Here is a 12776-nt window from a genome sequence, read left to right as displayed (position 1 = left end):
AACCGAATTATTAAATCATTTATCAATCATCAATTATAAAACAATGTACCACAATCCTGTCTTATTAAAACAAAGTGTAGACGCTCTGGTAACCAATCCGGACGGGATCTATGTGGATTGCACTTTTGGTGGCGGTGGTCACTCAAGAGAGATTCTTAGCAAGCTTTCTGATAAAGGCAAGTTGTTTTCTTTTGACCAGGATCTGGATGCGCTGAAGAATGCGATAGATGACCCGAGATTTACTTTGGTTAATCAGAATTTTCGGTTTTTAGAAAATTCAATGTTGGCTTATGGGGTTTCTCAGGTAGATGGAATTTTGGCGGATTTGGGCGTCTCTTCTCATCAGTTTGATGAGGCGGAAAGAGGGTTTTCCACAAGAAGCAATGCGCCATTGGATATGCGGATGAATGTAATGCAAGGTTTGGATGCCAAAAAAATTATTAATGATTATGAAGAGGAAGATTTAGCCGACATCTTTTACCATTATGGCGAATTAAGGGAAGCTAGAAAGTTGGCGAGGGAAATTGTTCATCATAGAAAATCGAAGAAAATCGAAACAACTGAGGATTTGAAAAGCCTCTTCAGTTATATCCCGGCTTTTAAGCAGAATAAGTTTTTTGCGCAGGTTTTCCAAGCAATCAGGATCGAAGTGAACCAAGAGCTTGAAGTATTAAAAGAAATGCTGGTGCAGTCTTACAAAATTTTGAAACCAGGCGGCAGATTAGTGGTGATTTCTTATCATTCTTTAGAAGACAGATTGGTGAAACGCTTTCTGAAAAATGGAATGTTCGAAGGGGAACCGCAACGCGACATCTATGGTAATTATGAAAAAGCATTCGAATTGTTGCAGACCAAAGCGATAATCCCGGATAATAATGAGATAGAAGAAAACTCACGGGCACGAAGTGCGAAAATGAGAATAGGAACGAAGTTATAAATGATAGAAGATAGGGCGATAAATGATTGTCAATGATCATTCATTACTCTTATCGATTATAAAAAGTGGCAAAGCAGACAACATATAACAAACAGAAAAAGAGACTCACCTTTATGGATATCGTAAAGGGGAATTTCCTAAACCGGGATGAGGTAAAGGCTCATTACAAATATTTTCTCTTTGTATTTGGTTTGCTGCTGGTAATGATTTATTGCAACCACCTGGTGAGCAAAAAGATAGAACAGGTAAATAAATTAAAAGAAGAAACGGAAGAATACAAATCGCGTAATGCATATGCGCAGAGCCGGTTGATAAAAATAAGAATGGAATCGGAGTTAGGGAAAGAGATGGTGCAAGACTCACTGGTGAGCCTGGAGAGCCACCCGATGAAATTATTGATAAAAGTTGACAGTACAAATGATAAAGCAGCCCAATAACAACTACGAAAAAAAGCGTTCCAATGCACTCAAGTGGGGCTACCTTTTTGTGTTGGGGGCACTTGTGCTGTTTATTACTTTTTTGGCAAGGATTCTCATTCTTCAGAATACCAATGTAGAGGAGTTTGAGAATAATTACATCAGTAAAAACTACCGAGAAGCGACGCTGAAAGCTGCCCGAGGAAATCTTTTTGCATCAGACGGTTCCATCCTGGCGACAACGGTGATGCGCTACGATGTTTATGTAGATTTCAAATCTATGCGGGATACTATTTACAGTAAAAATATTGGGGCTTTAACAGATTCCCTCGGTAAAATGTTCGATAAGCCGCGTAGTTACTTCAGGGCTAAATTAGATGCTCAGAATCAGAAGAATAATCAATATTATCTTTTAGCGAGAGGTTTGGATTTCGATGAGTATGACCGCATCCGAAACTTCCCGATTTTTAACAAAGGTAAAAACAAAGGGGGCTTCATCGTAGAAAGAAATTTTCGCAGAGAATTGGCAACCACACAAATTGGTGCCGGAACCATCGGTACAGATAATGGCGATTCAAAATCCGGTTTGGAAGGTGCTTTCAGCAAGTATCTTACCGGGATAGACGGGAAACGGCTTGAGCAAAGAATTAACTCCACACAATGGAAACCTATTGATTACTGGAAAGTTCAAGAGCCTGTAGATGGTCAGGATGTTTATACAACATTGGATCTCAGGATTCAGGATATTGCCCATTCGGCATTGGAAAACCAGTTAATCAAATTCAATGCAGATCATGGTTGTGTTGTTGTAATGGAGACCGCAACAGGTAAAATCCGGGCCATGGTCAACCTGAGAAGAACAGAACCTGGGATTTATGTTGATGCTTATAACTATGTGGTTAAAGATGCTCAAGAACCTGGATCTATTATAAAAACAATGTCTATTTTGGCAGCAATGGATGATGGCTTTGTAGATGAAAATACCAAAGTCAATATTGGAAATGGGAATTGGAATTATGCAGGACAGTTAATTACCGATGGCCACGGTGGTGGAACTTACGATGTGAGTGATGTTTTGGCGAAATCAAGTAATGTAGGCGCAGCAAAAATAATTACGTCTCATTATGCTGATAAACCTGAAGTATTTTTGGACCATTGGAGAAGGTGGAAAATGTTTGATAAAATGAAAATCGAATTACCAGGAATTGCTAGACCTTTAATTCAAAATCCGAAAAGTCCAAAATGGAATAAAGCAACTCTAGCGTCTTTAGCTTATGGCTACTCTTCCAGTTTTCCGCTGTTGCAATTGGTAACTTTTTATAATGGTGTAGCCAATCGTGGAAAAATGGTAAAACCGCTTTTCATTGATAAAATAATGAAGGATGGTAAAATGCTTTATGAAGCAAAACCAGAAGTAATGGTGAATAAAATGGCCTCTGACAAGGCGATACGGATGATGACCGACGCGCTCACAAAAGCGGTGGAAAAAGGAACGGCTAAAAGTATCTATACACCTAATCTGAAAATAGCAGGTAAAACCGGTACCGCAAGATTTGAGTACTGGAAACCAGGACCAAGAAAATATCAAGCATCATTTGCCGGGTTTTATCCGGCAGATAATCCAAAATATACGTGTATTGTTATGATTAATCAGCCAGACACATCCAAAGGTTTTTATGGAGGATCAGTCTCCGCCCCCGTTTTTAAAGAGATTGCCGGAAAAACTTTTCTTAAAACACCATTGAATGTTGAGAAAGAATTTTTAGTTGAGCATAAAGTGGACCTCAATAAAATGACGGCGCCGAATGTGAAAGTGAATGTTACAAGAGATTCGATGCCAAATCTCGTTGGGATGATTGGTAAAAATGTGATCCCGCAGCTTGAGAATTTGGGTTATCGAGTCGATTATAAAGGGGTTGGTAAAATAACTGGCCAGTTCCCGGCAGAAGGGGCGACAATTGGGAAAAACCAAAAAATTTATCTCAATCTTCAAAACTAAAATTAGAGCGAAAGCTTAGCTATATGATTTTAAAAAATTTATTACAAAGAATCCAGGTTTTGGAGACTGTAGGAACTCTGGAAAGAGAAGTCCCGGAATTGGTTTTCGATAGCAGAAAAGTTGTTGAAAATTCTTTGTATGTGGCATTGCGAGGCACTGTTTCCGATGGGCATTCTTACATCGGTCAAAGCATTGAGAAGGGTGCAAAAGTGATTGTCTGTGAAGAATTACCTGCTGACTTGAATGCTGAGGTGACTTATATCAAAGTTGAAGATTCCTCAAAAGCCTTGGGGCATCTGGCTTCCAATTTTTATGGCAATCCGTCCAAAAAACTCAATTTGATTGGCGTTACAGGAACCAACGGAAAAACCACTGTAACCACACTTTTGTACGATATTTTTAGAAACCTTGGGCATCAGTCCGCATTGATTTCTACAGTAGAATACAGGATTGGGGACGAAATCATTCCGTCAACACACACCACGCCGGATGTCATCAGACTCAATCAAATGTTGGCAAAAGCGGTAGAGATCGGTTGCGAATATGCTTTTATGGAAGTGAGCTCTCACGGGATTGTGCAGAACAGGATAGAAGGTTTGCATTTTAAAATCGCTGGTTTTACGAATATCACACACGATCATCTCGATTTTCATAAGACGTTCCAGAATTATCTCTATGCCAAAAAGCGGTTTTTTGATGAGTTGGAAGATTCTGCCATTGCCATTACCAATGCCGATGACAAAAACGGAATGGTTATGCTGCAAAATACAAAAGCTAAAAAGAAAACTTTTGCTTTGAAAACAATGGCCGATTTTCACGGTAAAGTCCTGGAGCTGGATTTCAACGGGATGCTGCTGAATTTTAATAATAGAGAATTTTGGACAGCGCTGACGGGAAAATTCAATGCTTACAACTTGCTTTTAGCCTACGGTATAGCGCTGGAATTGGGAATGGACGAAACCGAAGTTCTTCAGTCAATTTCAAAACTTCACAGAGTTAACGGACGTTTTGAAACTATAAAATCCCCGAGCGGAATTTTCTTCGTGGTAGATTATTCGCACACGCCGGATGCGCTAGAAAATGTGTTGGACAGCATCAACGAAATCAGAACTAAAAACGAAAGGCTGATTTGTGTTTTCGGTTGTGGTGGTGATCGTGATAAGACCAAACGTCCCGAGATGGGCGACATAGCGACCAAAAAGTCAACCTTAGCAATCATCACTTCGGACAACCCAAGAACTGAAGATCCTCTGGAAATTATCAAGGAAATAGAGGCTGGTGTACAACCACAGAATTACAGCAAATATACCTCGATCCCAGACAGGAGAGAGGCGATAAAAATGGCTATCAAATTTGCTGAGCCAAAAGATATTGTGCTGGTAGCAGGAAAAGGCCACGAAACTTATCAGGATATTGGCGGTGTTAAGCACCATTTTGATGATAAAGAAACGATTAGGGAACTTTTACAATTAATGGGAAAATAAACAAGTATGTTATACTACCTCTACGAATATCTTACCGCTCACGGCATTCACATTCCGGGAATGAACCTGTTCAAATACATCTCATTCCGGGCAGCGATGGCGGTTTTGTTTTCGCTGATTATTGCGATGGCTTACGGGAAAAAGATTATCAAATATCTCCGAAAAAAACAAATGGGGGAACTGGTAAGGGATCTCGGTCTGGAAGGGCAAAAGCAAAAAGAAGGAACACCTACGATGGGGGGCTTAATCATTATCCTGGCCACATTAATCCCCGTTTTGCTTTTTACGAGGATTACCAATGTGTATATCGTTCTTTTGATTATCTCGGTATTGTGGATGGGCGCCATTGGTTTTTTGGATGATTATCTTAAGAAAGTTAAAAAAAATAAAGACGGGCTTAGCGGCAAATTCAAGGTTATTGGGCAGGTCGGCCTCGGATTGATTGTGGGGATCACAATGTATTTCCATCCCGATATTACAGTGAAGAGGAAATATGCAGATGCTACCATTATTAACCGGAACAATGTAGAAAAAAACTTTATGCCGGAGGAAAAAATACCGGTTTCTACAGTACCATTCACCAAGAATAATGAGTTTGATTACAGTGGCATTTTATTTTGGATGGACAACGATAAAGCGCACGAATGGGCTTGGGTCGTGTTTATCCCGATTGTGATTTTCATCGTAACAGCGGTGTCAAACGGAGCCAATATTGCCGACGGAATTGATGGTTTGGCGGCCGGCACAAGCGTGGTGATATTACTGACACTGGCGTTTTTTGCCTACGTATCGGGGAACATCATTTTTGCGGACTACCTCAATATTATGTTCCTGCCGCATATGGGTGAAACTACCATTTTTGCGCTGGCATTGGTAGGAGCCGTTATCGGTTTTTTCTGGTACAATACTTATCCGGCTCAGGTTTTTATGGGCGATACGGGAAGTCTGATGTTGGGTGGTGTGATTGCTGTTTTGGCGATTATACTTCGTAAAGAACTTTTGATTCCGGTATTGTGTGGTGTGTTTTTGATAGAACTCGTCTCTGTAATCCTTCAGGTTTGGGTATTCAAATACAGGAAAAGGAAATATGGGCTGGAATATGCCCAGAACCATAGGTTATTCAAAATGTCTCCTTTGCATCACCATTATCAGAAAGAAGGATTCCACGAGAGCAAAATTGTGAACAGGATGATCATTTTAGGCGTAATGCTGGCGATTATTTGTCTTATTACATTGAAAGTTAGATAGGAAATTGTGAAAGTATTATGTACAAAGTAAAACGTACTTAATACAAATTACATAATACATTATAAAAAAATATGAGAGTAGTAATACTTGGTGGCGGAGAGAGCGGTGTAGGCGCGGCATATTTGGCAAAAGCCAAAGGCTTTGATGTCTTTCTTTCTGATATGGGAACTATCCGTGAGAATTACAAAAAAGAATTGGACGATTTGGGTGTGGCTTATGAAGACGGACAACATTCCGAGGAAAAAATCCTGAATGCCGATTGGGTTATCAAAAGCCCGGGTATCCCGAAGAAAGCTGACATGGTTCTTAAAATTCAGGAAAAAGGAATCCGTTTGTCTTCTGAGATTGAGTTTGCTTCTGAGTTTACCAATGCAAAAATTATTGCGATTACAGGTAGTAATGGTAAAACTACCACCACGTCTTTGATCTATTACATTCTGAAAGAAGACGGTTTCAACGTTGGGTTGGGTGGTAATATAGGTAAAAGCTTTGCAAAACAGGTTGCCGAAGAAAATTTTGATTATTATGTATTGGAAGTGAGTAGCTTTCAGTTGGATGATATTCAGAACTTCCGCCCATATATTTCTTTGTTACTGAATTTGTCCAAGGATCATTTGGATCAGTACAATTACAATTACGAAGAATACGCGTTGGCAAAATTCCGGATTGCGGAAAATCAGGATGCTTATAATTTTTTCATCTATAACAAGGATGATCAAATGAGCAAATCAATCCTTGAAAAATTAGATTTAAAAGTGACCAAAGTTCCATTTTCCCTCACCGAAAAACTTGAAAAAGGAGCTTACTCCATAGACGACAATTTTGTAGTGAATATCAACGATGGATTCACAATGAAGGTGGAAGACCTCGCCTTGGTAGGGAAACATAATGTAGCCAACAGTCTGGCGGCAAGTATCGCTGGTAAATTGTTGGAAATCAGTAATGAAAGCATCAGGCATTCGTTGATGACGTTTCAGGCAGTGGAGCACAGGCTGGAACCTGTTGCGGAGATTGACGGTATAAAATTCATCAACGACAGCAAAGCTACCAATGTAAATGCCACCTATTTTGCTCTGGAAAGTATGAAGCAACCTGTAGTGTGGATTGTTGGCGGGAAAGATAAAGGAAACGACTATACCGAAATCGAAGAGCTGGTTAAGAAAAAAGTAAAAGCTATTGTTTGCTTAGGGATTGATAATAAGAAGATTATTGATTTTTTCAAAGATAAGAAAACCCAGATTTATGATACTTCCAGTATGGAAAAAGCGGTGGAAGTTTCTAAATCCATTGCCGAGAAGGGCGATGTAGTTTTGTTATCACCTTGCTGCGCAAGTTTTGACCTGTTCAATGGTTACGAAGACCGTGGGAACCAGTTTAAAAAAGAAGTATTAAAAGAATTGACAATTAAGAATTAGAATTGTACAAAGTAATAAGTAGAAAGTACACTGTACATCATACTTTTTACATCATACAAATAAAATAGATGGAAAACCAAACCACAGAAAACAAATTCGAGCTGCTGAAAGGCGATAAGGTCCTTTGGTCGGTTATCATTTTGATATCCTTCCTTTCCGTATTTCCTGTTTATTCTGCAAGTTCGAATCTGGAATATATTGTGAACAACGGGACCACAACAGGTCACGTGATTAAGCATATCATTTTCGTGCTGATAGGTTTGGGCATTATGCGTTTTGTAGGAACCATCAAGTACGAATATATCGGGAAACTCAGTTCCATCCTTTTGCTGATTACAATAGGATTGCTGTTAATCACCACATTTACAGGGCAAAAGATAGAAGGAGCCAGTGCATCACGTTGGTTGAAAATCCCGGGAACACCTATTTCCTTTCAGCCATCTTCGTTCGCTTATTTGATGTTGATTATCTATCTGTGCCGGTACCTTACCAAGAAAATCAAACGCGAGCGACTGCCTTTGGAGAATATTATCTACATCTTTGGTCCTATTCTCGTGGTTTTTGGCTTAGTTGCCAAGGATAATGGTTCAACTGCGTTGATGATACTAATGGTTTCCATTATGGTTTTGATTATCGGGCAGTTAGCGTGGCAGTATGTTGCCGGGTTCATATCTATTTCGGTGGTATTTGTGATTATGTTTTTGGTAATTGCGCTGAATACCAATATGCTGGGAGGCAACCGTGTCCATACTTGGATGAGCCGTATCGAAACCTTCACCAGTTCGAAGAAAAATGCCGATGTGGAGGACGAAAGTATTAAGGCTAAAAATTATCAGGTGATGCAGGCCAAAGCTGCTATCGTCCACGGCGGATTTAATGGTATTGGACCAGGAAAAAGTGCACTGAAGCAGACTTTGCCGCAGTCGGTATCCGATTTTATTTTTGCCATTATTGTAGAAGAATACGGCTGGATTGGCGCCTTTGTGCTCATCGGGCTTTATATGATAATGATTATCAGGATTGTGATTATTGCCAGTAAAATGCCCGCATTTTTTGGGTCGTTGCTGGTGCTGGCGATTGGGCTGATGATTTTTATACAATTATCGGTGAACATTGCAGTGGCCGTCAACCTGATTCCCGTAACTGGTCAGCCTTTGCCACTGATAAGTTACGGAGGAACATCGATGCTAGTAACCTATATTCAGTTGGGAATTATCCTGAATGTAAGTTCCAGAATTCAGGTTTTTGATGAAGAAGGTTTGGGCAAAAAACAAAGTTTGGAAGAGATCAATGATATTGCGTAAGATAAAGATATGAGCAAAAAACTTAAAATATTAATGAGCGGCGGCGGAACAGGTGGGCACATCTTTCCGGCGGTTGCGATTGCTCAGGAAATCAAGAAAAGATTTCCCGATGCTGAGTTTTTGTTCATTGGCGCCAACGGCAAAATGGAAATGGAGAAGATTCCGCAAGCCGGATTCAAAATCGAAGGATTGAATATCGCCGGATTTGACAGAGGTAATCTTCTGAAGAATATTGGGCTTCCTTTTAAAATCATTTCCAGTTTGATGAAAGCTAAAAAAATCATCAAAGATTTCCAACCGGATTTTGCGGTGGGAACGGGTGGTTTTGCAAGCGGGCCGGCTTTGTATATTGCTGCGAAAATGGAAATTCCGACTTTTATCCAAGAGCAGAATTCTTTGCCGGGAAAGACCAATATTTTCAATGCGAAAAAAGCAAGAGCGGTTTTTACGGCTTATCCGGATATGGAAAAATATTTCTCGGGAACAAAAACTTATTTCTTAGGCAATCCGATTCGTCAGAATATCATTACAGATTTGATTGATAAAGATTCAGCTAAAGAAAAATTAGGCTTAGATAAAAATAAATTAACGATTCTTTCAGTCGGTGGATCGCTTGGTTCCAGAACTCTGAACAACGGCTGGAAGGATAATTTTGATAAACTGAAAGAGAAGGATTACCAATTAATCTGGCAGACAGGAAAGACGGATTTTGCTGAAATAACTAATAGCATCCATCCTCCAAAATCCATCCAAATTAAGGAATTCATCTCTGATATGGCTTTGGCTTATTCGGCGGCGGATGTGATTGTTTCCAGAGCTGGTGCGATTGCGATTTCCGAATTGGCAGTGGCCAAAAAACCGGTTTTGTTGGTTCCGTTTCCATTTGCGGCAGAAGACCATCAAACCAAAAATGCTTTGACTTTGGTGGAGAAAAATGCCGCGAGAATGGTAAAAGATTCTGAAATGAGAGAAAAGTTTTGGAACACGCTTTCAGAAATCTGTGAAAGCGAAAATTTGAGGAAAGAAATGTCAGCCAATCTGGAGTTTTTTGCAAAGCCAAAAGCGGCGGAAGGGATTGTGGAAGAGATTTTTAAAACACTTAATATAACTATATGAAAACTAAATTATTCGGACTTTTTATTTTGATTTCCGCATCATTTTCTGCTCAAAAAGTTGATCCCAAAATGGTTGGATGTTGGAAGGGAACAGAAACAGACCAACAGGTTGAAGGAATGACAAAATATTGGATTTCTTGTCGCCAGGAAGATGGAAAAAGTATTTTATTATTCATTGCCTTGAAAGATGGAGAAGTAATTGAGCAATCTACGGAAAATGGAAAGTGGTGGACAAAGGATGGGAAATATTATGAACTTCACGATTATGATGGCATTACAGATGTTTATAATTATAAGTTGATAGGAGATAATAAAGTTGAATACAGGTCTATTGAACTATTTGGTAAGCCGGATAATTCTTATGTTTTCAGTGATGAAAGGATAATAGAAAAAACTAAAAAATAAAGTTTACAAGTTATAATGAGCATCTTAAATAAATATCAAAACTTCTATTTCATCGGCATCGGTGGGATTGGGATGAGTGCGCTGGCGCGGTATTTTCACGCCAATGGCAAAAATGTTTTGGGTTATGATAAAACACCTACAAAACTAACAGCTCAGCTTGGTTTTGAAGGTCTTGATATTACATTTGAAGATGTCATCGATGAAAAAATTGTAGCGCTGGATAAAGAATCAACATTGGTGATTTATACGCCGGCTATCAAAAAACTCGGAATTCTGGATTACTTCGCGAGCGAAGGTTTTGAAATCCTAAAGCGTGCTAAGGTTTTGGGGCTAATTACAGAACATACCGATTGTATTGCGGTGGCAGGAACGCACGGGAAGACGACAACTTCTACATTGATAGCGCATTTGTGTAAAGAAGCCAACCTTCCGTCATCTGCATTTTTAGGGGGAATTTCGGAGAATTTCAAGTCCAATTTTGATTACAACGGCAATCAGTTTTCGGTAGTTGAAGCGGATGAATACGACAGAAGTTTCCTAAACCTTTCCCCGGATTGGGCGGTTGTAACCTCCATTGATGCCGACCATTTGGATATCTATGGAGACCGGCTTCATATTGAGGAAGGTTTTCGCCAGTTTGCTGCTTTGGTTCCGGATGACAATCAATTGTTTGTGAGAAAAGGGATTGCAATTGGCAGAGCGCACAAGACGTATGCAGTGAACGAGGAAGCGGATTATTATTCGGATAACCTAAGAATGGACCACGACAAAATGTATTTTGATTTTCATACACAGGAAGGAGATACAGAAGAGTTTGTTTGGGAAATTCCGGGGATTCACAATGTTGAAAATGCAACGGCGGCATTGGCAATTCTCAGAAATCTAGGTGTAGGTTTCGATATTTTGAAAAAGGCAATCGCAAGTTTTAGAGGCATCAAAAGACGATATACTAAGCATATTTTTGACAACGGAAAAATTTATATCGACGATTATGCACATCATCCAACAGAGTTGAATGCGGTTATAGGATCGGTAAAAACATTCTATCCGAACAAAAAACTGCTAGTGGTTTTCCAGCCGCACCTGTTCAGTCGCACGAGGGATTTTGCAGAAGATTTTGCGCGCAGTTTGGAGCAAGCCGATGAATTGCTATTGTTGGATATTTATCCGGCAAGAGAACTTCAGGAGAATTTCCCCGGAATTACATCGGCATGGTTAGCGGATAAAATCAATTTGGATAACAAAGAAGTTTGCCCGCTGAATGAGGCGTTTGATAAAATTAAAGAAAAAGATTTTGATATTGTATTAACGGTTGGCGCTGGCAATATAGATACACTTTATGACCCGATTATGGAGTGGCTGCCAACTTTGGAATTAAGAATTAAAAATTAAGAAATACTTTGTATACAATACATTGTACTTTATACAAAAAAGAATGAAGAATAAGTGGAGAATATTGAAGATACTCGTAACAGTGATCCTTTTTGGGTTTCTGCTCAGTTTCTCGTTGAAGCGTTTCAACAACGCCAAGATGGAAAATGTATCTATCAATATGAACCAGACCAAAACGCCGGTTTATTTTGTGGATGAGAATGATATCAAAGATCTTGTGAAGCAGTATAATCCCACCAAAAGGATTGGCGATGTCAAAATACCGGAACTGGAAAAAAAGATTAATGCAAACCCTTTTGTTGACAGTGCCAATGTATTTATGAACCTAAACGGAAACCTGAATATTGACATCAAACAGCGCATTCCGGTTTTCCGGCTGAGCAAAAATGGGAAGGATTTTTATGTGGACGAAAAAGGTGTAGAATTCCCGATTTCGAAAAACTTTTCTTACCCGTGTATGTTGGTAATGGGCGATGTGGATGCTTCGGAATATCAGGAATTGGGAGCACTGGTTGACAAGATTGACAAAGATGATTTTTGCAAAAAGTATTTTATCGGGATCAAAAAGGAAAAAGGAGGCTACAACCTGTTGACCAGCGATGGCCATTTTAAGGTAGAATTGGGAGATCTGGAAAATATCGATTTTAAAGTAAGAGGCTTTAAAACTTTTGTGGAAAAATACTTGGTATATCAAAATCCACAGAAGTATAAAAAAGTGTCTGTTAAGTACAATAATCAGATCGTAACAACACTGAATCCTTATTTCAAAGAAAATGACAGCATGTTGCGCAATGCCCCAAAAATTGAAGTTGTAAAGACGGAAGAGAAACCATTACAACTGTTGGCAAGCACACCGGCAAAAACAGAAACTAAAAAACTGGAACCTAAGCCGGAGTCCAAAAAAGAAATAAAAAAGCCAGAGCCCAAAAAGGAAACTTCAAAACCGAAAAAAGTAGAGAAGAAACCCGAACCGAAAAAATCTCCTGAAAAGAAGAAGCAAAACACTTCCCAATCATCGTCGGAGAAAAAGAAAAAGGCAAAAGTAATAGTAGAATAAAAAA

General features: G+C 39.4%; 11 protein-coding genes. All 11 read left to right on the top strand.

Features of this window, described 5'->3' with window-relative positions; genetic code table 11:
* Nucleotides 1–43 precede the first annotated feature (43 nt).
* Complete coding sequence (rsmH, locus tag AC00Y6_RS02760; RefSeq protein WP_474489087.1) at nucleotides 44–937, top strand: 16S rRNA (cytosine(1402)-N(4))-methyltransferase RsmH; 894 nt, start codon at nucleotides 44–46, stop codon at nucleotides 935–937.
* Nucleotides 938–1002: 65 nt separating this feature from the next.
* The gene (locus AC00Y6_RS02755) at nucleotides 1003–1374 is read left to right on the top strand and encodes an FtsL-like putative cell division protein (protein ID WP_474489086.1); all 372 of its coding nucleotides are present in this window, start codon (nucleotides 1003–1005) and stop codon (nucleotides 1372–1374) included.
* Nucleotides 1355–3352: a penicillin-binding transpeptidase domain-containing protein gene (locus AC00Y6_RS02750; RefSeq protein WP_474489085.1), complete on the top strand. Its 1998-nt coding sequence runs from the start codon at nucleotides 1355–1357 to the stop codon at nucleotides 3350–3352. Before AC00Y6_RS02755 ends, AC00Y6_RS02750 begins: the two co-directional genes overlap by 20 nt.
* 23 nt (nucleotides 3353–3375) lie before the next feature.
* Nucleotides 3376–4836 (top strand): UDP-N-acetylmuramoyl-L-alanyl-D-glutamate--2,6-diaminopimelate ligase, encoded by a 1461-nt coding sequence (locus AC00Y6_RS02745; RefSeq protein WP_474489084.1) that lies wholly within the window; start codon nucleotides 3376–3378, stop codon nucleotides 4834–4836.
* 6 nt (nucleotides 4837–4842) lie between these two features.
* Nucleotides 4843–6084: a phospho-N-acetylmuramoyl-pentapeptide-transferase gene (mraY, locus tag AC00Y6_RS02740; protein WP_474489083.1), complete on the top strand. Its 1242-nt coding sequence runs from the start codon at nucleotides 4843–4845 to the stop codon at nucleotides 6082–6084.
* Nucleotides 6085–6155: 71 nt separating this feature from the next.
* Nucleotides 6156–7499 carry a UDP-N-acetylmuramoyl-L-alanine--D-glutamate ligase gene (gene murD / locus AC00Y6_RS02735; RefSeq protein WP_474489082.1) on the top strand — a complete coding sequence of 448 codons (1344 nt, stop codon included), beginning with the start codon at nucleotides 6156–6158 and terminating at the stop codon, nucleotides 7497–7499.
* 68 nt (nucleotides 7500–7567) lie between these two features.
* Nucleotides 7568–8803, top strand: a complete 1236-nt coding sequence (locus AC00Y6_RS02730; RefSeq protein WP_474489081.1) for an FtsW/RodA/SpoVE family cell cycle protein — start codon at nucleotides 7568–7570, stop codon at nucleotides 8801–8803.
* Nucleotides 8804–8812: 9 nt separating this feature from the next.
* Entirely contained in the window at nucleotides 8813–9919 is a 1107-nt protein-coding gene (gene murG / locus AC00Y6_RS02725; RefSeq protein ID WP_474489080.1) for an undecaprenyldiphospho-muramoylpentapeptide beta-N-acetylglucosaminyltransferase, read from the top strand.
* Nucleotides 9916–10323, top strand: coding sequence for a hypothetical protein (locus AC00Y6_RS02720; RefSeq protein WP_474489079.1), 408 nt, complete (start codon nucleotides 9916–9918; stop codon nucleotides 10321–10323). Before murG ends, AC00Y6_RS02720 begins: the two co-directional genes overlap by 4 nt.
* A gap of 15 nt (nucleotides 10324–10338) precedes the next feature.
* Nucleotides 10339–11715, top strand: a complete 1377-nt coding sequence (gene murC / locus AC00Y6_RS02715) for a UDP-N-acetylmuramate--L-alanine ligase (protein ID WP_474489078.1) — start codon at nucleotides 10339–10341, stop codon at nucleotides 11713–11715.
* Nucleotides 11716–11758: 43 nt separating this feature from the next.
* Complete coding sequence (locus tag AC00Y6_RS02710) at nucleotides 11759–12772, top strand: cell division protein FtsQ/DivIB (protein ID WP_474489077.1); 1014 nt, start codon at nucleotides 11759–11761, stop codon at nucleotides 12770–12772.
* Nucleotides 12773–12776 lie beyond the last annotated feature (4 nt).

It is taken from the genome of Epilithonimonas sp. (genome assembly GCF_056329745.1).
Note: the sequence above shows the minus strand (reverse complement) of the source record. Positions and strands in the feature narration are given on the sequence as shown.